General features: G+C 56.1%; 24 protein-coding genes. 12 read left to right on the top strand and 12 right to left on the bottom strand.

Annotated elements, in window-relative coordinates; genetic code table 11:
- Nucleotides 1-24: 24 nt before the first annotated feature.
- Together pdxA and rsmA are read left to right on the top strand one after the other, a co-directional pair.
- Nucleotides 25-990, top strand: coding sequence for a 4-hydroxythreonine-4-phosphate dehydrogenase PdxA (gene pdxA / locus AB1F12_RS10395; protein ID WP_368188347.1), 966 nt, complete (start codon nt 25-27; stop codon nt 988-990).
- A gap of 48 nt (nt 991-1,038) precedes the next feature.
- Complete coding sequence (rsmA, locus tag AB1F12_RS10400; RefSeq protein WP_368184094.1) at nt 1,039-1,878, top strand: 16S rRNA (adenine(1518)-N(6)/adenine(1519)-N(6))-dimethyltransferase RsmA; 840 nt, start codon at nt 1,039-1,041, stop codon at nt 1,876-1,878.
- A gap of 92 nt (nt 1,879-1,970) precedes the next feature.
- On the opposite strand, the gene AB1F12_RS10405 is transcribed toward rsmA, so the two are convergent.
- From AB1F12_RS10405 to AB1F12_RS10430, 6 genes are all read right to left on the bottom strand, one after another.
- On the bottom strand, nt 1,971-2,546 hold the full coding sequence (locus tag AB1F12_RS10405) for a DUF4167 domain-containing protein (protein ID WP_368184096.1): 576 nt from the start codon (nt 2,544-2,546) through the stop codon (nt 1,971-1,973).
- Nucleotides 2,547-2,773: 227 nt separating this feature from the next.
- The gene (gene prmC / locus AB1F12_RS10410; RefSeq protein ID WP_368184099.1) at nt 2,774-3,619 is read right to left on the bottom strand and encodes a peptide chain release factor N(5)-glutamine methyltransferase; all 846 of its coding nucleotides are present in this window, start codon (nt 3,617-3,619) and stop codon (nt 2,774-2,776) included.
- Between the two features lie 5 nt (nt 3,620-3,624).
- On the bottom strand, nt 3,625-4,674 hold the full coding sequence (prfA, locus tag AB1F12_RS10415; RefSeq protein WP_368184100.1) for a peptide chain release factor 1: 1,050 nt from the start codon (nt 4,672-4,674) through the stop codon (nt 3,625-3,627).
- Nucleotides 4,675-4,710: 36 nt separating this feature from the next.
- Nucleotides 4,711-5,166 carry a DUF1499 domain-containing protein gene (locus tag AB1F12_RS10420; RefSeq protein WP_368184102.1) on the bottom strand — a complete coding sequence of 152 codons (456 nt, stop codon included), beginning with the start codon at nt 5,164-5,166 and terminating at the stop codon, nt 4,711-4,713.
- Between the two features lie 75 nt (nt 5,167-5,241).
- Complete coding sequence (gene speB / locus AB1F12_RS10425; protein ID WP_368184104.1) at nt 5,242-6,225, bottom strand: agmatinase; 984 nt, start codon at nt 6,223-6,225, stop codon at nt 5,242-5,244.
- A 125-nt stretch (nt 6,226-6,350) separates the two neighbouring features.
- Nucleotides 6,351-7,514 (bottom strand): M20 aminoacylase family protein, encoded by a 1,164-nt coding sequence (locus AB1F12_RS10430; protein ID WP_368184105.1) that lies wholly within the window; start codon nt 7,512-7,514, stop codon nt 6,351-6,353.
- A gap of 57 nt (nt 7,515-7,571) precedes the next feature.
- On the opposite strand from AB1F12_RS10430, the gene mazG reads away from it, so the two are divergent.
- The 4 genes from mazG (at nt 7,572) to AB1F12_RS10450 (ending at nt 10,604) form a co-directional block, all read left to right on the top strand.
- Complete coding sequence (gene mazG / locus AB1F12_RS10435; RefSeq protein ID WP_368184107.1) at nt 7,572-8,390, top strand: nucleoside triphosphate pyrophosphohydrolase; 819 nt, start codon at nt 7,572-7,574, stop codon at nt 8,388-8,390.
- Between the two features lie 67 nt (nt 8,391-8,457).
- A complete protein-coding gene (locus tag AB1F12_RS10440) occupies nt 8,458-9,462 on the top strand; it encodes a Fe(3+) ABC transporter substrate-binding protein (protein WP_368184109.1) in 1,005 nt (334 codons plus the stop codon).
- Between the two features lie 150 nt (nt 9,463-9,612).
- Complete coding sequence (locus AB1F12_RS10445) at nt 9,613-9,798, top strand: hypothetical protein (protein WP_368184110.1); 186 nt, start codon at nt 9,613-9,615, stop codon at nt 9,796-9,798.
- A 77-nt stretch (nt 9,799-9,875) separates the two neighbouring features.
- Nucleotides 9,876-10,604 carry an SDR family oxidoreductase gene (locus AB1F12_RS10450; RefSeq protein WP_368184111.1) on the top strand — a complete coding sequence of 243 codons (729 nt, stop codon included), beginning with the start codon at nt 9,876-9,878 and terminating at the stop codon, nt 10,602-10,604.
- 75 nt (nt 10,605-10,679) lie between these two features.
- Here the strand turns inward: AB1F12_RS10450 and AB1F12_RS10455 are convergent, their stop codons facing one another.
- Nucleotides 10,680-12,488 carry an ABC-F family ATP-binding cassette domain-containing protein gene (locus AB1F12_RS10455; RefSeq protein ID WP_368184113.1) on the bottom strand — a complete coding sequence of 603 codons (1,809 nt, stop codon included), beginning with the start codon at nt 12,486-12,488 and terminating at the stop codon, nt 10,680-10,682.
- Between the two features lie 30 nt (nt 12,489-12,518).
- Nucleotides 12,519-13,274 (bottom strand): GNAT family N-acetyltransferase, encoded by a 756-nt coding sequence (locus AB1F12_RS10460; RefSeq protein ID WP_368184115.1) that lies wholly within the window; start codon nt 13,272-13,274, stop codon nt 12,519-12,521.
- 50 nt (nt 13,275-13,324) lie between these two features.
- Between AB1F12_RS10460 and msrB (AB1F12_RS10465) the strand changes: the two genes are divergently transcribed.
- Nucleotides 13,325-13,735, top strand: a complete 411-nt coding sequence (gene msrB, locus AB1F12_RS10465) for a peptide-methionine (R)-S-oxide reductase MsrB (protein WP_368184116.1) — start codon at nt 13,325-13,327, stop codon at nt 13,733-13,735.
- Nucleotides 13,736-13,750: 15 nt separating this feature from the next.
- Here the strand turns inward: msrB (AB1F12_RS10465) and AB1F12_RS10470 are convergent, their stop codons facing one another.
- The gene (locus tag AB1F12_RS10470; RefSeq protein WP_368184118.1) at nt 13,751-14,179 is read right to left on the bottom strand and encodes a SufE family protein; all 429 of its coding nucleotides are present in this window, start codon (nt 14,177-14,179) and stop codon (nt 13,751-13,753) included.
- Nucleotides 14,180-14,335: 156 nt separating this feature from the next.
- On the opposite strand from AB1F12_RS10470, the gene AB1F12_RS10475 reads away from it, so the two are divergent.
- Nucleotides 14,336-14,827, top strand: a complete 492-nt coding sequence (locus AB1F12_RS10475; RefSeq protein WP_368184119.1) for a hypothetical protein — start codon at nt 14,336-14,338, stop codon at nt 14,825-14,827.
- A gap of 5 nt (nt 14,828-14,832) precedes the next feature.
- Here AB1F12_RS10475 and AB1F12_RS10480 read toward each other — a convergent pair whose 3' ends face one another.
- The 3 genes from AB1F12_RS10480 to AB1F12_RS10490 all read right to left on the bottom strand — a co-directional run bounded on the left by AB1F12_RS10480 (nt 14,833) and on the right by AB1F12_RS10490 (nt 16,454).
- Nucleotides 14,833-15,345 carry a hypothetical protein gene (locus AB1F12_RS10480; RefSeq protein WP_368184121.1) on the bottom strand — a complete coding sequence of 171 codons (513 nt, stop codon included), beginning with the start codon at nt 15,343-15,345 and terminating at the stop codon, nt 14,833-14,835.
- A 156-nt stretch (nt 15,346-15,501) separates the two neighbouring features.
- Nucleotides 15,502-15,966: a peptide-methionine (R)-S-oxide reductase MsrB gene (gene msrB, locus AB1F12_RS10485; RefSeq protein ID WP_368184123.1), complete on the bottom strand. Its 465-nt coding sequence runs from the start codon at nt 15,964-15,966 to the stop codon at nt 15,502-15,504.
- Between the two features lie 71 nt (nt 15,967-16,037).
- Nucleotides 16,038-16,454 carry a GFA family protein gene (locus AB1F12_RS10490; protein ID WP_368184124.1) on the bottom strand — a complete coding sequence of 139 codons (417 nt, stop codon included), beginning with the start codon at nt 16,452-16,454 and terminating at the stop codon, nt 16,038-16,040.
- 263 nt (nt 16,455-16,717) lie between these two features.
- On the opposite strand from AB1F12_RS10490, the gene cobS reads away from it, so the two are divergent.
- The 4 genes from cobS (at nt 16,718) to cobT (ending at nt 20,640) form a co-directional block, all read left to right on the top strand.
- Nucleotides 16,718-17,704 carry a cobaltochelatase subunit CobS gene (cobS, locus tag AB1F12_RS10495; protein ID WP_368184126.1) on the top strand — a complete coding sequence of 329 codons (987 nt, stop codon included), beginning with the start codon at nt 16,718-16,720 and terminating at the stop codon, nt 17,702-17,704.
- Between the two features lie 14 nt (nt 17,705-17,718).
- On the top strand, nt 17,719-18,171 hold the full coding sequence (locus tag AB1F12_RS10500; RefSeq protein WP_368184128.1) for a thermonuclease family protein: 453 nt from the start codon (nt 17,719-17,721) through the stop codon (nt 18,169-18,171).
- Nucleotides 18,172-18,271: 100 nt separating this feature from the next.
- A complete protein-coding gene (locus tag AB1F12_RS10505; protein ID WP_368184130.1) occupies nt 18,272-18,703 on the top strand; it encodes a hypothetical protein in 432 nt (143 codons plus the stop codon).
- A 62-nt stretch (nt 18,704-18,765) separates the two neighbouring features.
- Entirely contained in the window at nt 18,766-20,640 is a 1,875-nt protein-coding gene (cobT, locus tag AB1F12_RS10510) for a cobaltochelatase subunit CobT (RefSeq protein ID WP_368184132.1), read from the top strand.
- The last annotated feature ends 1 nt before the right edge of the window (nt 20,641 follow it).

The raw sequence follows: 20,641 nt of genomic DNA on the forward strand, positions 1-20,641 counted from the left end.
CATGAGGGCGCCATGCAGAACGACATGAACCCAATAGCGATTTCTTGCGGGGAACCTGCTGGTATTGGACCCGAAATTGCGGTCTCTGCCTGGTCGCAATTGCGCGGGGATATCCCCATGCTTTGGATCGGTGATCCCAAACATCTGCCGGATGGCACCCCGTTTGAAATCATCACCGACACGTCCCAAGCCAGCGCTCTCTGCCCTAATGCCCTACCCGTTCTGGCCCGCGATTTTGGTCCTGATTTGACGCCGGGGGTGGCGCAACCGGCCCATGCTGCGGGAGTGATCGATGCGATTTCCACCGGTGTTAAATTGGCGCAATCAGGGCAATGCAGCGCATTATGCACAGCGCCGATCAACAAAAAGGCGCTGATTGACGGCGCAGATTTTGCCTATCCGGGGCACACAGAATTTCTGGCCGCATTGGCCGGGGTGGACCGGGTTGTGATGATGCTGGCCTGCGATGAATTGCGCACCGTGCCCACAACCATCCACATCCCATTGGCCGAGGTGCCGGACCAATTGAACGCGGCCTTGCTGACCGACACGATCCTGATCACCCATGCGGGATTGCGTCGGGATTTTGGCATTGAACGGCCCCGTTTGGCCGTCGCAGGATTGAACCCACATGCAGGCGAAGGCGGCAAAATGGGCACCGAAGATGACGCGATGATCGCACCCACATTGGATGCGTTGCGCGCCGAAGGGTTCAACATTGCCGGCCCCCTGCCCGCTGACACGATGTTTCATGCATCCGCGCGTGCGCGTTATGACGTGGCGATCTGTATGTATCACGATCAGGCGCTGATCCCGGTAAAAACCTTGGGCTTTGACCAAGGCGTCAATGTCACATTGGGCCTGCCGTTTATTCGCACATCCCCCGATCATGGCACCGCCTTTGACATCGCGGGCAAAGGCATCGCAGATGCAAGTTCGATGATCTCTGCGCTGCGCATGGCCGCAGATATGGCGCGCAAAACCCGCTGACGCGTTTCGCGACTTGCCAATCTGCCCGCCACAATCGCATAAGGGCACATGGCCCAAATCGACAACCTGCCCCCGCTGCGTGACGTCATCCAGACCCACGGTATCGCCGCCAAGAAAAATCTTGGTCAAAATTTCCTGTTGGATCTGAACCTGACATCCAGCATCGCCCGCCAAGCGGGGGATCTGACGGCCTGTGATATATTAGAGGTCGGGCCCGGACCGGGCGGATTGACCCGTGGATTGCTGGCCGAAGGCGCGCGGCGTGTTCTGGCCATCGAAAAAGACAGCCGTTGCCTGCCAGCCTTGGCTGAAATCGCAGCACAATATCCCGACCGGTTGGATGTGATCAACGGGGATGCGTTGGACATCAATCCGTTGGATCATCTCACACCCCCGATCCGGATTTGCGCCAACCTGCCCTATAATATCGGAACCGAGCTGTTGGTGCGCTGGCTGACCCCGCCCACATGGCCACCAGTTTGGGACAGCCTGACCTTGATGTTTCAACGCGAAGTGGCCCTGCGGATCACCGCCACACCGGGGTCCAAAGCCTTTGGCCGATTGGCAATTCTGGCCCAATGGCGCACGGATTGTCAGGTGGTCATGGACCTGCCCCCCGAGGCATTCACCCCCCCGCCCAAGGTCAATTCAGCCGTCGTACATTTCAAAGCACTGCCCGCGCCGCGTTTCCCCGCCGAGGCAAAAACCCTGTCCCATGTGGTGGCGACGGCGTTTAACCAGCGCCGCAAAATGTTGCGCGCCTCATTAAAAGGCGTCGCCCCAGATATCGAAGATCGCCTGATCGCGTCCGGTATCAAACCCACAGATCGGGCCGAACAAATTGATCTGGAACGTTGGTGCGCCTTAGCCCGGGCAGTCAAAGCCTAGACCTAGGCCCGCCCAGACAGCAACCTAACCAACATAAAAAAACGACGCCCAAACTGGACGCCGTTTTTTGGAATTCATCGCAATTTTAGTGCTTATTCAGCCGCTTCTGCGGGACCACCATCTGCGGGTGGCTGTGGTGCATCAGCTGCCGTTTCAGCAGGTTTCGCGCGCGGTTTGCGTGGGCGGCGCGGTTTTGGCTTGGGGGCGGGCGCGGCTTCTGCGGCGGGTTTCGGCGCGGCCTCAGGCGTTTCGACCAACCCAGATTCTTGTTTTGGGGCGTCTACGATATCGGGCTGCGATTGTTGCGACGGATCTGCGGCTGCGGCCTCTTGGGCTTTCAGGCGATCGGCGCGTTCGCGATCACGTTCGGCTTGGCGTTCACGGTTTTGCCGTTCCTGCTCTTCGCGTTTGGCTTCGACTTCGCGGTTCGCCTCGGCTAACATACGTGTGTAATGTTCGGCGTGCTGCGCAAAGTTTTCCGCATCAACCCGGTCCCCAGACAGGTGTGAATCCCGGTGAAGCTGGTTGTATTTATCAATAATCTGCTGCGGGGTGCCGCGCACTTTGCCATCAGGGCCAGAGCTGTCAAAAACCCGGTTGATGATATTACCGCCCGAAGGACGATTACGGTTCTTATTCCCACGCGAACGCGATTTGGATTGTCTCATGAACGTGTTCCGTTCCGCCTGATTAGCGTTGCGTTCAGCCGATCTTCGCCAGTGCGAGATTGTTTTGGCCGATACGATGTTTGGCAACTGATCGGGGGGAGAACATAAACTCTCTGCCCAGCCGATACCCGTGAGTAACCAATCCGAGGGGCGTAGGGCAAGAGGGCGAAAGCAATTTTATCTGTTTTCACGCCAATTTGGATGAAAATATGCGCTTTTTCGCCATTTCACACCGGTTTGATGCCCTCAACAACACGGTCGCGCCCATCGATATCGGTTGTGACGCGGATTTCGCCGAATCCAGCCGTTTCCATCAGGGCGCTGACTTGGGCTGCTTGGGTTGGGCCAATTTCGACCATGAACCGCCCAGCCGGGGTCAAATAATCCATGACATCCGCACAGATCGCACGATAGGCCAACAACCCATCCTGTTCATCGGTCAATGCCATCCGCGGCTCAAACAGACGCACTTCGGGTGATAAATCCGCCATTTCATCCAGCGCGATATAGGGCGGATTGCTGACGATCAGATCAAAGCGGCCGGTGACGGGCGAAAACCAGCTGCCAGACGCGAATTCCGCCGTGATATTCAGCTGCGCTGCGTTTTGTCTGGCGACATCCAGCGCGGCCTCTGACACATCCACGCCAATGCCGGTTGATCCGGGCCTTTCAGCGAGCAATGTCAACAATATACAGCCCGATCCGGTCCCCAGATCCAGCACCCGCTGATAGGGGTGGACCAATGCGCGGGCGATCAATTCTTCGGTTTCTGGACGTGGGTCAAGCACATCCGAACTGACCTGAAACGCGCGGCCATAAAACAAGCGCCGCCCAATCAAGTGAGACACAGGAACGCGGCGACACCGCTGTTCGATCAGGGCATTAAACCGGGCCAAAACATCGGCGGCGACATCATCATGCAACGCCAATGTCAGCCGCGACGGATCAATCGCCAGCGCATGGGCCAACAATTGACGCGCATCACGCGCCGGGTCATCCACCCCGGCACTGCGCAATTGCGCAATCGCCGGGATCAAAACCTGAGTGCCGGTACGCAGGGGCGCGACATTCACGCGATTTACCCTTCCATTTCGGCCAATTGGCGGGCTTGGTGTTCGGAAATCAATGCATCGATAATTTCATCCAGATCGCCCTGCATGATGGCATCCAGTTTATACAGGGTCAGGTTGATCCGATGATCTGACATGCGCCCTTGGGGAAAATTATAAGTGCGAATGCGTTCGGATCGATCCCCCGACCCCACCTGCGCCTTGCGGTCGGCGGACCGTTCGCCATCAATCCGTTGACGTTCCAGATCATAAAGCCGGGTTTTCAGAACCTGCATGGCAATTTCACGGTTGCGATGCTGGGATTTTTCGGCGCTGACCACAATAATCCCGGTCGGGATATGGGTGATGCGCACCGCGGAATCGGTGGTGTTTACGTGCTGGCCCCCGGCGCCAGAGGCGCGCATCGTATCAATCCGAATATCGGTGGATGCAATCTGAACGTCGACATCTTCGGCCTCGGGCAACACCGCCACGGTCGCCGCAGATGTGTGCACGCGCCCGCCGCTTTCGGTTTCGGGCACGCGTTGCACCCGGTGCACGCCGCTCTCAAACTTGAGCCGGGCAAAAACGCCGTCGCCAGCCACCCGCGCAGTCACCTCTTTGATGCCGCCCAATTCCGTAACTTGCTCATCGATGATCTCAAACTTCCAGCCCATTGTGTCAGCATAGCGCTGATACATCCGCAGCAGATCGGCGGCAAACAAACCGGCCTCATCCCCGCCTGTGCCGGGGCGGATTTCGATCATGGCGGGCTTGGCGTCGGCGGCATCTTTGGGCAGCAGAGACAGACGCAACGCCTGTTCAACCACGGGCAATTGTTCGCGCAATTGCGGCAATTCCTCTTGGGCCAGTTCCGCCATGTCGGGATCAGCCAGCATTTCTTCGGCATCGGCCAGATCCACATTCAGCTGCCGCCACGCGGTGATTTGATCCACCACCGGGCGCAAATCGGAATATTCCTTGGCCAATTTGGCAATATCGCCGCCCCCTTCGGCCATTTGGGCCTCTAGGAATTGAAATCGGCTGATGATCTGATCGAGCGTATCTGAAGGTATCATAGGGTCATGTCCCCTATTGGGACCACAGGGTCAAGCCTACTGGCCCGCTAGCATGTGATCCGCGGCGGTCAATTGATCCAGCCAAAGCGCGACACGTTTGGCATTCACCCCAAAATCTTTGCGCCCAAAACGCAGCCGGGCTGTGATGGCCAAGGCCACGCCGTCATCTGTCTGACGGGTTTCAAACGTGGTGTAATCAGGAAAACCCCAGCCCCGGCTACGGGTTTGAAACGTGTAGCGATTGCCATCTTGGGCGATCAGTTTTGTGCGGGGGGTCGCGGTTGCGATCTGCGCCAAATCCTGCGCCACATGGTCGGCGGATCCTGCGAAAAATCCGCTCTGCTGACCAGATTGATCGGCAACGCCGCCCATGCCCGGATCTGGCGCCGTGAATGGATCAACATGCCAGCGGTCCACATCAACCGGGGCCAAACGCACCCGCGCCATCACAGCCAGAATAAGGATGATCGGGATCAACAGGGCAATTTTCATCTCCGGCTCCGGGCATATCACTTGGTTTTGTCGCACATGCCCGCGACTTAATCTGAAACCTGTCAGAAACAACCCTTAGCGTTGGGTCAGGTTGGTTTTGCGGTGGTTCCACAATGACAAACAGATCAGTTCCATAGCGACATGCGCCCCTGCGATCGCTGTGGCGCCGGTTGTGTCATAGGGCGGAGAAACCTCAACGATATCACCGCCCAACACATTGATCCCGGCCATATCCCGCAGGATCACTGCCGCCTGCCAAGACGACAGCCCCCCCCAAACCGGCGTGCCCGTACCCGGCGCAAAGGCAGGGTCCAACCCATCGATATCAAACGAAATATAGGTGGGATTATCGCCAACGATGGCTTTGATCTGCTTGGCCACTCTGGCCGCACCTTTTTCGTGCACGTCACGCGCGGAGATTTCATTCATGCCCAGCGTGTCATCACACACTGTGCGCACCCCGACCTGCACCGACCGCGCCGGATCGACTAGCCCCAGTTTGATCGCCTTGTACATGAATGTGCCGTGATCGATCCGGTCCATATCGTCGTCTTGCCAGATATCGGAATGGGCATCGAATTGAACAATCGACACTGGGCCAAACCGATCCACATAGGCCTTTAGGATTGGCAGCGTGATGAAATGATCCCCGCCCAGCGTAATGGACCGCGCGCCCGCCGCCAAAATACCGCTGATATGGGCCTGAACCAGATCGGGCACCTTGGGGACATCCGCGTAATCAAAGGCCAAGTCACCATAATCGATGATGGAAAATTCACTGAGCGGATCAAACCCGTCCCACCCCCATGGCGGATCATAGGGCTGAAGGCTTGATGCCTCTCGGATGGCGCGGGGCCCAAACCGCGCACCGGGCCGATTGGTCACGGCCTGATCAAACGGCACACCCGTGATCGCCAGATCAACCCCGGTCAGATCCTTGGTGTATTTCCGTCGCAAAAACGACGTCGCCCCCCCAAAGGTGTTTTCATAGGCCAATCCACGGGTTTCTTGGCGGGTGAATGTCACATCAACCTGCGATTTTGCGTCTTCCAGCGCCATAGAGCGTCCTTGCAATGACAAAACAGGGGCGATTTACCCCCGCTGGAAACCACTATGTCAACTTTTGATCAAATTTCAAGAAGCCAAGTTAATTCGCGGTCAATATGGCTGCTATTTCGCGAAAATCACTTGATCGCGGGCATAGATTTTTCGATCAAATTTGCGAAAAAGCTGGCACCATAGGGGGCTGTTTCATCACAGAAATCATAGGCCGGATTGTGCAGCCCGGCCGTGTCGCCATTGCCCACAAACAAATAGGCACCGGGGCGTTTTTCCAGAAAATAGGCAAAATCCTCGGCGCCCATCTCTTTGCCGGCATCCCGTTCCACCGGTGCGATCCCTTCGGCCACATCACAGGCAAATTCAGCGCGCGACGGATTGTTGATCGTCGCGGGATAGCCCTTTTCGTAGTTCAGTTTGACCTGCACCCCATAGGCGGCGGCCTGACCATCGACAATTTCCTGCAACCGTTTGATCACCATGTTCTGAACTGCCGGATCAAAACTGCGCACTGTGCCATTAATAAAGGCCGTATCGGGGATGATATTATCGGCGGATCCAGTGTGAATTTGCGTCACAGACACAACCAGATCGTCGCGCACATATAGGTTACGGCTGACAATCGTCTGGATCGCCTGCACCATCCCCACCGCTGCCATGATCGGATCAGCGGTATCATGTGGCATCGCGCCATGTCCGCCAACACCTTGAATATCAATGTAAAACGTATCCACCGCGGCCATTAGCGGGCCGGGGCTGGTGCTGAATTGTCCAACGGGTAGCCCCGGCACATTGTGAAGCGCATAGATTTCATCAATGCCAAACCGGTCCAGCACACCTTCGTCAACCATCACACCAGCGCCGCCGCCATTTTCCTCAGCCGGTTGAAAAATCAGCGCCACACGACCCGAAAAATTGCGTGTTTCCGCCAGATATTTCGCCGCGCCCAGCAACATGGTTGTGTGCCCATCATGACCACAGGCATGCATTTTCCCGCTGATTGTCGACGCGTATTCCGCCCCGGTGATTTCATCCATCGGCAAGGCATCCATATCCGCACGCAGCCCAATCGTGCGCCCCGTGCCGTCCCCCTGCCCGTTCAGGATCGCCACCACCCCGGATTGCGCAATGCCTTCGTGGATTTCATCAACGCCAAATGCGCGCAGCTGCTCAACCACAAACGCTGCCGTGTTGTGGCAATCAAACGACAATTCCGGGTTGGCATGGATATGCTGACGCCATTCTTTCATTTCATCGGCAAAAGCGGCGATTCTGTTTAAAACGGGCATTGTTGGGCCTTTCGAGCTGCGTTACCCAATTGGTAGACCCGCAGAGAAAGGCCCGCAATGTCTGACGATCTGATTAATGACCCCAAAGGTGGAATGCCGCGTTTGGTTGAAATAATGCGCCGCCTGCGTGACCCAAAAACAGGCTGTCCGTGGGATATTGAACAGAATTTCAGCACCATCGCCCCCTACACAATCGAAGAGGCCTACGAAGTGGCGGATGCGATCGAACGCGAAGCCTGGGACGAGCTAAAGGGCGAATTGGGCGATTTGCTGTTTCAATCGGTGTTTCACGCGCAAATGGCCGATGAGGCGGGCCTGTTTAACATCGACGATGTGGCCAACACGATGTCGGATAAAATGGTGGCGCGCCATCCGCATGTGTTTGGCGATGAATCCCGTGAAAAATCGGCCCAGCAACAAAGTGCGGATTGGGAACAGATCAAAGCCGCCGAACGTGCGGCAAAATCCCAGACACGGGTTCTGGATGGGGTGGCTCCGGGATTGCCTGCATTGTTGCGCGCGCTGAAATTGCAAAACCGCGCCGCGCGGGTTGGGTTTGATTGGCCTGATACGTCGCATGTGCTGGACAAATTGATCGAGGAATCGCGTGAATTGATCGAAGCGCGGGACCAGATGACGCAGGATGCGGTCGAGGATGAAATGGGGGATCTTTTGTTTGTGCTGGCCAATCTGGCCCGGCATATGGGGGTGGATCCAGAACAGGCCCTGCGCCGCACCAATCAGAAATTCATTCGCCGTTTCAACGCGGTAGAGGATGCCCTGACCGCCAAAGGATCCTCACCTGCGCAATCAGATCTGGCTGAAATGGATACGCTCTGGAATGCAGTAAAAGCCGCAGAAAAAATTTCTGATTAAAAAAATCGGGTATTGACCCGACCAAATCACTCGGGTTTAAGGGCGCCAACAGAAATTGGAGCCTAACATGACCCTTCGCACTGCCCTTTTTGCAACTCTTGCCGCAACAACTGCCCTGCCCGCGCTGGCCGATGTCAACATCTATACAACCCGTCAGCCCGAACTGATCCAGCCTGTTATGGATGCGTTCACCGCCGAAACCGGCATCGCTGTGAACCTTGCTTTTGTGGATGGTGGCATTGTGGAACGCCTGCTGGCCGAAGGCAGCCGGTCTCCCGCCGATCTGGTCATGACCGTGGACATCGCCAACCTGAAATCGATTGCGGATGCCGATGTTCTGGCGCCCGTTTCCAGCGAAACACTGGACACAGCCGTGCCTGCAAATCTGCGTGACCCAGAGGGTCTGTGGTTCGGTCTGACCACACGCGCACGCATCATTTATGCCAGCCGCGATCGTGTGGCCGACGGCGAAGTCACCACCTACGAAGATCTGGCCGATGACAAATGGGAAGGCCGCATTTGTACGCGCTCTGGCGTGCACAATTACAATCTGGCGCTGATGTCAGCGATCATCGCTCATCACGGCGAAGAAGGTGCCGCAACTTGGGCCTCTGAAGTGCGTGACAATCTGGCCCGCACCCCCCAAGGCAACGACCGCGCTCAGGTCAAAGCCATCTGGGCCGGCGAATGCGACATCAGCTTGGGCAACACCTATTACATGGGCAAAATGGTCAACAACGAAGAACAGATCGAATGGGCCGGTTCCGTGCGCATCGTGTTCCCGACCTTTGAAAATGGCGGCACACATGTGAACGTGTCCGGCATCGGCCTGACCCAATCCGCCCCCAACCGCGAAGAAGCTGTTCAGCTGATGGAATTCCTTGTTTCCCCGACTGCGCAATCAATCTACGCCGAGGAAAACTATGAATATCCCGTGCTCGACGGCGCAGACGTTTCTGAACTGGTCGGCAGCTGGGGCAGCTTTACCGCCGATGAGACACCTTTGACCGATTTGGCCGGTCATCGTGCGGATGCATTGCGCATTATGGAAGAAGTAAACTTTGACGGCTAAGCTACCTTTGTAAGCGGCTTGCCGCAGGTTAATGATCAATTTGGCCCTGCAAACTTATTTTGTTTGCAGGGCTTTTTTGCGCGGCAGCCGGTCGCATTGTCGCCCGCTTGCATTAATATAAATCTATGATGCAGCTTTAAGGAGCCCATCATGGAATCGCAAAACCCAAAACTTGATCCCCAAGAACGCAACATGTGGCTGGCCATTCTAGGGCTGGTTGCTGTGCTGATGATCGCCTTTCTCATTTGGGGACTACCCGCTCTGGGGATTGCAGCACTGATCGCGGTCCCGGTTGTGTTTGTTCTGTTGATCGCGGTGTCCCTGCCAAACAGCTAGTTTCTGAACGAACGTTCAATTCCCACTTGATATGACGTCCATTCACTGGCACCAAAGAGCCAACTGGGAGGAATGTTATGGATATCACCAAAGTAAAAGCCGTCGTCACAGGGGGCGCATCCGGTCTGGGCAAAGCCACAACCAAGGCCCTGCGCGATGCCGGCGCCAGCGTCACGATTTTCGATCTGGACCCCAAAGGCGCGGATTATGCTGCTGAAATTGGGGCCGAATTTGCGCAAACCAACGTCACTGACGAAGGGTCCGTTGAAACGGCAATCGCCTATGCTGTCGACAAAATGGGTGGGCTGAACACGGCGATCAATTGCGCGGGAATCGCCACCGCCGAAGGCACAGTGGGGCGCAATGGCCCCCATGCGCTGGACAGTTTCCAGCGCACGATCGACATCAATTTGGTCGGCAGCTTTAACGTTGGGCGTTTGGCTGCGGCGCAAATGGCCGAGGGCGGCGTGATCATCAACACCGCGTCAATCGCGGCCTTTGACGGCCAGCGCGGCCAATCCGCCTATGCCGCCTCAAAGGCGGGGATCACAGGTTTGTCCCTGCCCATGGCCCGTGATTTGGCCCGCAATGGCATCCGCGTTATGGCCATCGCGCCGGGGGTTTTCATGACCCCCATGCTCGAAGGATTGGGGGACGAAGTGCACGAAGCCCTGGCCAAAGATGTAACATTCCCCAAACGTTTGGGCGACCCGGCTGAATATGCCGCTTTGGCGAAATTTATCATCGAATGTGATTATATGAACGGCACCACCATCCGGCTGGATGGCGCGCTGCGCATGCCTTAAATGACAAAACCCACCGTTGATTTTGGATCAACGGTGGGTTTTTTGGATGTTTTGCCCCACAAAAAGCAGACAAATTTAACTGTTTTCAGCCTTTTCTTCTAAGATCAGCCATTCTTCTTCGGCTTCGGCCAGTTTGGTGTTGCGCTCGACCAATGCATCCGTGGCTTTTTGGAACTTGACCGGTTCACGTGAAAACAGGTCCGGGTCCGACATCAGCGTTTCCAGCTTTGCGATTTCAGCCTCTAGACGTTGCATCACACCGGGCAGCTCTTCGAGCCGGTGTTTTTCTGTGAAACTCAGCCCGGTTTGTTTTTCAGCTTTGGTTTTTTCGGACTTGGTCTTGGATTTCGTGGATTTTTCAACCGCCGCATTGTCGATCTTGCGCTGGGATTGATAATCCGTCCAGCCGCCCGCATAGGGCGTGGCCTGACCGTTGCCTTCCATCGCGATGGTGGTGCTGGCCAAACGGTCGATGAAATCCCGGTCGTGACTGACCAGCAGCACCGTGCCGGGATAGTCGCCGATCAGATCCTGCAACAAATCCAGCGTTTCGATATCCAGATCATTGGTCGGTTCGTCCAGCACCAATAGATTGCTTTCGCGCGCCATCAATTTGGCCAGCAACAGGCGCGCCTTTTCCCCACCAGACAGGCTGCGCACGGGTGCGCGGGCCTGAGCTTCGTCAAACAGGAATTCCTTTAGGTAGCCAACCACGTGTTTGGGATTGCCGCGCACCATGATCTGGTCCGCCTTGCCGCTGACGCCCATGGCCGGATCGCTGGTCAGGTTGTCCCAAAGCGACATATCGCCATCCAGCTGGGCCCGACTTTGGTCAAACACCGCCACATTCAGGTTGGTGCCGTGTTTGACAGTACCGCTATCTGGTTCAACGTTGCCCAGCAACATGTTGATAAGCGTGGTTTTTCCCACACCATTGGGGCCAACAAAGGCGATGCAATCCCCCCGTTGAACGGTCAAATCCAGCCCGCTGACAATGCGTTTTTCATCAAAGGATTTGATCAGCCCCTTTGCCTCGATCACCTTTTTGCCGGATGCCTGCCCGCCCTCAAACGCCATGGCCGCGGTGCCTTGGCGACGGATCATGGCGCCGCGTTCAGCGCGCAATTCCTGCAAGGCCCGCACCCGGCCCTGATTACGTTTGCGGCGCGCAGAAATACCCTCAACAGCCCAGCGCCCTTCGGATTTGATTCGGCGGTCCATTTTGTGACGTGCCATATCTTCGTCTTCCCAGACCTTGTCACGCCAGGATTCAAACGCATCGAATCCGCGTTCCTGACGGCGCACATTGCCCCGGTCGATCCACAACGTCGCACGGGTCAGATTGCGCAAAAACGCCCGATCGTGCGAAATCAGAACAAAGCCCGCCTTGGTCGATGACAGCTCAGCCTCTAACCAAGCGATGGCTTCGATGTCCAAATGGTTGGTCGGTTCGTCCAGCAACATCAGCGACGGCCCTTCGGCCATCAATTTGGCCAAAGCCGCCCGACGGCGTTCCCCGCCTGAGGCGACGTTCACATCGCGCGACGGGTCAAATTTTAGCCCCTCGGCCACCATTTCAACTTTGTAGGCTTCGGATGGGTCCAGACCACTGGCAGCGTAGTCGCCCAAGGTGGCGAACCCTTCCATGGTGGGGTCCTGTTCCATGTAGCCGACACTGACGCCGGGGGATACAACCACGCCGCCGGAATCATGTTCGACCAATCCAGCCATGACCTTCATCAAGGTGGATTTGCCCGACCCGTTACGCCCCACCAGCGCCACACGGTCGCCGGGCTGCACCACGAGGGACAGGTCATCAAAAATCGGATCGCCGCCAAATGTCAGCGAAATGTCGGTCAGTTGTAATAAGGGTGCTCTAGCCATGCCCCCGGCTAATCGGCCCAGCGCCAAAGTTCAACCGGCAACCGCACGCAGGGCCCGCGCACGTGCCGGGGGGATGGCAGAAATTTCAAGCCCGGTGAACACATGCATCGTGTTCATGTGATCATCTACCACCGCATGATCGCTGACCCAGCCGCCCATAATCAGATAGGTTTTTAACATCGGTGGCATCCGAAGCATGGCCATTTTCCGATCACGCGTTTGCAGACGTTGTTTGGCGAATTGGAAAACTTTGGGCGCTTTGACCCGCGGCAGCCAGCGTTTTGGCGCGAGATGACGTTCGGCCAGCATATCAAACGCATCCAGATAGGTGGCGCTGTCAGTGCCTTGAAACGACGAACAGCCAAACAGCATCTCAACATTGTGATCATCCACATAACGCGTCATCGCCGCCCAAGCGACCCGCAGCACATTTGGGTCGCTGACATCCGGGTGGATGCAAAATCGACCCATTTCCACCATGGCACCATCATAGCGGTTCAAGGCGTCCAATTCGTAATACTGGGCGGAATAGCTGCTGTTGATTTCACCCCCGCCTTTTAGGGGTAACATCCTGTAACAACAGACCAATTTACCGTCATGACTGTCATGGATCAGCACATGTTCACAACGATCATCAAAGTCATCCGCATCCCGGCCATTTGGGCGCAAAACGCCGCCGGTTTCCTTGATGAAACACAGATGGCGCAATTCTTGTGCGGCGGCGATATCTGTCGCTGCCCGGCTAAAGCGCGCGGTGTAACGCCCTGGGCGCTGGCCCAATTTCATGACGCGCCTCCTTGGTCATTGCTGGTTTCTAAACTAGATAGAGCATAACAATGGCAAAGGATAAACACGTCATGGACAAAGTCGTCAAATCAGATCGGGAATGGAAAGAGCAACTGAGCGATCTGGCGTATAAAGTCACGCGTAAACACGCCACAGAACGGGCCCGCACACATGACAATTTCCCTAAGGATCCGGGCGTGTTTCGCTGTGTGTGCTGCGATGCTGCGCTGTTTGATCAGGATACCAAGTTTGAAAGCGGCACGGGATGGCCTTCGTTTTTTCGCCCGATCGATCCTGAGGTGATTGGCGAACAAGAGGATCGCAAATTGTTTATGCGGCGCACCGAAGTGCATTGCGCGCGCTGTGATGCGCATTTGGGGCACGTTTTCCCCGATGGGCCGGCCCCAACCGGGCTACGATATTGCCTGAATGGTGTCGCGCTGACCTTTGACCCGCAATAGGGGCAAACACGCCCCTTAGGCGGTGACGGCGATCGCGGCCTGTTCGCGGATGCGTTCGACCATGGCACGCAAACCGTTTGATCGCTGCGCAGACAGATGGTCGTTCAATCCCAGACGTCCCAGCTCAGCGGGCGCATCCACGGCGCCAACTTCGGTCACGCTCAGCCCATCATAAAGGCAATGCAAAACCGCAATCAATCCGCGCACAATCATCGCATCACTTTCGCCGCGAAAATGGAACACCGCATTAGGGCCTGTGCCGTCGATCTGGGGCAGCAACCACACTTGGCTCGCGCATCCGTCAACCTTGGTGGCGGGCACGCGAAACGCATCTTCGAGGGGATCCATCGCTTTGCCCAGATCAATTACATGGCGATAGCGATCTTCCCAATCGTCCAGAAATTCAAAGGTCTCAGCAAGGTCTTCAAAGGCGGCCTGTGCCATTATCGCACTCCTTAGATTGGTCACACCCGATCTAGGCGGCCCGCCCCCAAAGGTCCAGACCCCGGTGGAAATTGTCAGCCTCCCTGCCCGTTTGGGGTGCTTTTCAACGGGGCAACTTTGAGCTAGGCATTGGGGCAAGTATAGAAAGGCCTATCCATGCGTATCGCTTTGCTGTTGACCTGCGCCACATTGACCCTGTCGGGCTGTGCCCGCATTTCAGACTCTCGCATCAACCCGCTGAACTGGTTTGGTGGATCAACAAGTCAGGCCCGCATCGAGGCGCGCGAAGCCCAGCCTTTGCGCCCATTGGTGCCCGAAAATCGCGTGATTGTTGAAACCGAAGGGCGTGCCCTGGTTCAAACCGTCACTGGATTGACCATCGATCGCACACCGGACGGCGCCATCATTCGCGCCACAGGTCAGGCGGCCAGTCAGGGCTATTTCAATGCGCAATTGGTGTTGGAAACCATGGAAAACGGCGTTGCGACCTACGGGTTTCGGGTGGAACAACCCGCCGGGACACCCGCGGTTGGCACAAACGCATCCCGTCAAATCACCGTCGCATTGGTTCTAAGCCAGTCTGAGCTGAACGCCATCCGGGTTGTTCGGGTCAATGGCGCGCAAAACAGCCGCACGGTGCGCCGCTAACGCCCCTAACGGGACCGGTAGGATTCGATCCGACCATCCTCAAATGCTGTGAAAATTGTGTCACGTTCGCGCCGCCAATGGTTCAACAATGAATGCGCCCCCATCAGGTTCAGCACCCAAAGCAGCGCCAATAAGGGCGAGCTGGCCAAGGTGACCAGCAACGTAAACGGGCCAAACATCGTGCCATAAAACGGCAACATCAGGGACCCGCCGATCACCGATCCAACAAAAGATACCCAAATCGTCGCCAACATGGCCCGGCGCAATCCCGCCCAGCCCGGCTGGCCAAATCTGTCACCGGCCAAATACAGCCCCGCCATGGAGCCAATGGCCGCCGCGACGATCATCCAGATGTCATACCCACTCAGCCCGTTGATGACGCTGAACCCCAATGACAGCCGCAACACCACCGCATATCCGACGATTGCGCCGCATAGGGCAACGACCATATATGCGAACAATCGGCTTCTTTCGCCACGTGACATGGACAGGTCATAGAATCGTTTGTCTGCGCGCATTCCGGTCCTCTTGAATTGCTGGGCCAAAGTCGCTGCCAAACGCGGCAACACCATGGCAAAAACACGACAATCCCCCCAATTTAAAGGACAAATTGGTGAACAAATTGTTAAGGTTTTAGAAACTCAGTAGAGGCGGATCATCCGGCAAATACAGGGTTATGCCGCGCGAAACACCAAAGACACCCCGTTCAGACAATGCCGTTTGCCTGTTGGGGCGGGTCCGTCATTGAAAATATGACCTAGATGCGACCCGCAACGGCGGCAATGCACTTCTGTGCGGGTGCGCAATAGGCGATTGTCCTCTCTGGTGCCAACAGCATTGCGCAGGCTTTGATAAAAGGATGGCCACCCGGTACCAGAATCGTATTTCGTAGCCCCATCATACAGCGCCAGATCACAGCCCCTGCAATGATAGATCCCTGCATCATAAACCTTATCCAGGGGGGATGATCCGGCCCGTTCCGTACCCTCTTGGCGCATCACATGATATTGCAAATCCGTCAGCATCGCACGCCATTCGGCATCTGTGCGGGTCACTTCGAACGTGTCTGCCATGCCAAATGACGGCATGGCGGTGCTGGCGGCGGCCCCGGTCAGAGCTAGGAATGTACGGCGTTTCATGAGGGGCTCCTCTGTTTGGGGCAGTGTGCCCCTGTCACTTTGGTCAAACAAGCCGCCGCACAAGTTTGTGATCAAGCGTGAGGGGTGTCAGGTGGGATGTAATCACCGGTGAATTTCTGCAATCTGTCGTCGATCTCATACCAATCCGGCTTTGACTCTGTGTGGATATGCACACTGGGCCGGATTTTGGGATCATCATCCAAGGCCGAGGCCGCCACCACATACACATCCCCCGTGGCCAAATCCCCCAGCGATGTCCCGCATTCTTTGCAAAAACAACGCTCAAACTTGGCATCATCAGCCGCTTTGAACCGGGTAATGACGTCTGCGCCTTGATCCAAGTGCAGATCTTCGGCTTTGCCGATCAACACAGCAGAAAACACGCCCGCAACTTTGCGACAGCGGGAACAATGGCAATAACTTAGGGAAAATGGATCCCCGGTGATGTGAAATTTGACCTTTCCACATAGGCAGCTGCCGTTGATCATGGCGTTCTCCTTAATAAACATTAAATAAGAACATAACGTGAACAATTTAATTGCCAATCCCTCTTTTGGCTCTATGAAATCTATCCAAGATCAGATTTTGACGTGGCACATTTAGCGACACAAACGCTCAAATGTGCCGCTAAATGCCTGCTCTGTTTGGTCGACAATTGTACCAATACAAACATCTGTCCTGTTCCCCTTGCAGCATCGCGCAATTTCAGGCATCCCGAGCGCATAATAGAGATGCAGATAAGGGCAGGACCATGTCGAACGATTTGATGGATTTGAACATTAAACCCACCGAAGAAATTTCCGTCCGGGATGTCTTTGGCATCGATTCTGACATGAAAATCAAAGCCTTCCCTGAACGCACTGACCGCGTACCGGCGATTGATCCCACCTATAAATTTGACCCCGACACCACGTTGGCGATTCTGGCCGGGTTTGGCTATAACCGCCGCGTCATGGTGCAGGGCTATCACGGGACAGGGAAATCCACCCATATTGAACAGGTTGCGGCCCGTCTGAACTGGCCCGCCGTGCGTGTGAACCTGGACAGCCACATTTCGCGGATCGACCTGATCGGCAAAGACGCGATCAAGCTGAAAGACGGCAAACAGATCACCGAATTCCACGAAGGCATCCTGCCATGGGCGCTGCGCAACCCGGTTGCGATCGTGTTTGACGAATATGATGCTGGCCGCGCGGATGTGATGTTTGTGATCCAGCGGGTTCTGGAAACCGACGGTAAACTGACGCTGCTGGATCAGAACAAAATTCTGGAACCGCACCCCTATTTCCGCCTGTTCGCCACCGCCAACACTGTCGGTTTGGGCGATACAACTGGCCTGTATCACGGCACACAACAAATCAACCAAGCACAAATGGACCGTTGGTCCCTCGTTGCGACGTTAAACTACCTGAGCCATGATGCGGAAGCCAACATCGTCCTATCCAAGGCACCACAGCTGAACACCGAAGATGGTCGCAAAAAGGTAGGCCAGATGGTCACCGTGGCCGATCTGACCCGGACCGCGTTCATGAATGGTGATCTGTCGACGGTTATGTCCCCACGTAGTGTGATTGCATGGGCGGAAAACGCCCGTATTTTCAACGATGTGGGCTATGCGTTCCGCCTGTCGTTCCTGAACAAATGTGACGAATTGGAACGCCAGACAGTGGCCGAATTCTATCAGCGTTGCTTTGACGAAGAACTGCCAGAAAGTGCTGCAAACGCGACCCTGTCCTGATCACAGCACCTGTGATGTTGCAAAAGTTTCTGGTGTTATCCAGCGCGATCGGAGTGCTGGCATTGGGCTGTGTTCCGGTGCCAGAAAATGCCACTAACCAAGTCACCACTGGCCCGTCGCAATGCCGCGTTGTTGATATTGTTGACGGCGACACGGTGGATTTATCCTGCCCCGGACAGCCCCGCGAACGGGCGCGCCTGATGGGATATGACACACCGGAAACCTATGAACCGGGCTGTCGGCAGGAATTGGCGCTGGGACGCCAAGCCACCCAAGCCATGCGGCAATTGGTGCGCCAGGGTCAGGACTTTGATTTCGTTTTCGAAGGCCGTGATCGCTATTCCCGGCTGCTGGTCTGGATGACAATTGATGGTGAAAACGTCGCTGACACGATGGTGCAACAGGGATTGGCGGTACGCTATTCCGGTGGGCGACGAATCAATTGGTGCGACCGACTGAACGCCTAAGGCGCAACTATGTATCCGTTTTGCGACAAAACCTGATCTAAAGGTCAATTTTTCAAATCGCTTAATTGATTGGCAAGTTTTCAGCGCGCAAGATCAGCAAATGGGCGCTTTGAAAACATATCGCATCCCGTATTTTGTGGCTCTTTGTCTGTTTGTGGTTTTTCAGACTCTGCCAGTGCGCGCCAATTTCAGCCCTGATTTCAGCACCTTTGACGTCACGCCGGATCAACAACTTAGACAGTTTGCAATCTGTGCCGGGCGTCTATCGGCCATTACAGAACATGAACGCCTCTTCGAAGGCGGTGCCTCCGAAGCGATGACCGCACAACGCAGCGCCATGTTGGAATTGGTGGACGCGATTATGCCCCCCGACCAAGGCCGCGAAGTCCTCAGTTGGCGGGTGAATGCCAAAGCCGCACAAGCCGCGTTGCTGTCGCGTGCAACATTCAGTTTCGACGCAACCGAAGCGCAATGGGCGCAAACCATATCCGACAGATTGCTGGCAGAATGCACCGGGTTTCTTTTGAACTAAGGATTGTGGGCAAAGCGCGAATTATGCTTTCCATCATCGGTGCACGCGCCTAGATTGCGCCCATGAGCAAGCCCAATGACAACCCCGCTGATCCGTTCAAAAAAGCCTTGGCCGAGGCCACCAAAGTCATGGCCGATGACCCGGACCTGTCAGTCACCTATTCTGTTGACCCTCCGGGGGCGACCAATGACTCGGTGCGCCTGCCCCAAGTCAGCCGTCGCATGACCCGAGAAGAGGTTCTGCTGGCCCGCGGCACAGCGGATTCATTGGCGCTGCGCCACAAATTTCACGATCCCGCCACCGCTTTGCGCTATCAGCCCGATGGCCAGATGGCGCGTGATTTGTACGACGCAATGGAAACCGCCCGCACCGAAGCCGTGGGCGCGCAATACATGCCCGGCACGGCCAGCAATATCGACGTAAAAATCGAATCTGAGGCCCGCCGCAAAGGCTATGGCGATATCCGCGACAAGGCACAGGCCCCACTGGCCACTGCCGCCGGATATCTGATCCGCCATCTGGCCACCGGTCGCCCCATGCCTGCAGGTGCCGATAATGTCATGGAATTATGGCGTGGCTTTATCGAAGAAAGCTGCGGCGGCACGTTGGATAATCTGGAAACGGTTTTAACCGACCAACAGGCCTTTGCGAAATTTGCACGTCAATTGATCGAAGATCTGGGATACGGCGATCAGTTGGGCGAAGACCCGGATATGCCCGAAGATGACGCCGAAGACGGATCATCCGAGGACCAAGATGAACAGCCTGATAGCACCGGTCAGGATGATGGTGACGAAGACGAGGATATGGATGCCGCCCCTGAGCAATCTCAGGAAGAGCAACAAGACGCCTCTGAGGCCCAAGTGTCTATGGACGAATCCGCCGATACGGAATTCGAAGACGACGCAGAAATGCCCGAAGGCGAAGCCCCGCTAGAGCCACCTGCCCCACAGCCTGTTTCGCAAGCGGATCCAAATTACGCAGTCTATGTCACAGATGATGACGAAGAAATCGGCGCAGAAGAGTTGGCCGAGCCACAAGAATTGGAACGTTTGCGGGCCTATTTGGATCAGCAGCTGGAACCGCTCAAAGGGGCGGTTTCCCGGTTGGCCAACAAATTGCAGCGCCGGTTGCAGGCGCAGCAAAACCGGTCGTGGGAATTTGACCGCGAAGAAGGCATTCTGGATGCCGGGCGTCTGGCGCGGGTTGTGGCCCAGCCGACAACCCCCCTGTCGTTTAAGGTCGAAAAAGACACCGAATTCCGCGACACGGTTGTGACGCTGTTGTTGGATAATTCCGGGTCCATGCGCGGTCGGCCAATTTCGATTGCCGCGATCTGTGCCGATGTTTTGGCGCGCACGCTGGAACGCTGCAACGTCAAGGTTGAAATCCTCGGATTTACCACCCGTGCCTGGAAAGGCGGCAAAGCCCGCGAAAAATGGCTGGCGGATGGCCGCCCCCAACAGCCCGGACGTCTGAACGATCTGCGCCACATCATCTATAAAGGGGCTGATGCCCCGTGGCGGCGCACGCGCGACAATCTGGGTCTGATGATGAAAGAAGGCCTGCTGAAGGAAAACATCGACGGAGAGGCGCTTGAATGGGCGCATCGCCGGGTTGTGAACCGCCCCGAAGCACGCAAAATCCTGATGGTGATTTCCGACGGCGCGCCCGTGGATGACAGCACATTGTCTGTTAACCCCGCGAATTATCTGGAAAAACACTTGCGTGACGTGATCGCGATGGTCGAAAAACGCAAAGCGGTGGAACTGTTGGCGATTGGGATCGGCCATGACGTGACCCGGTATTACGACCGCGCGGTGACCATTACCGATGTGGAACAATTGGCCGGGGCCATGACAGAACAGTTGGCGGGATTGTTTGACAGTGATCCACGTAAACGGGCCCGTGTGTTGGGCATGCGCAAAGTCGGATAAA

Source organism: Aestuariibius sp. HNIBRBA575 (assembly GCF_040932005.1).
In the GTDB taxonomy this organism is placed as follows: Bacteria; Pseudomonadota; Alphaproteobacteria; order Rhodobacterales; family Rhodobacteraceae; genus CANLNM01.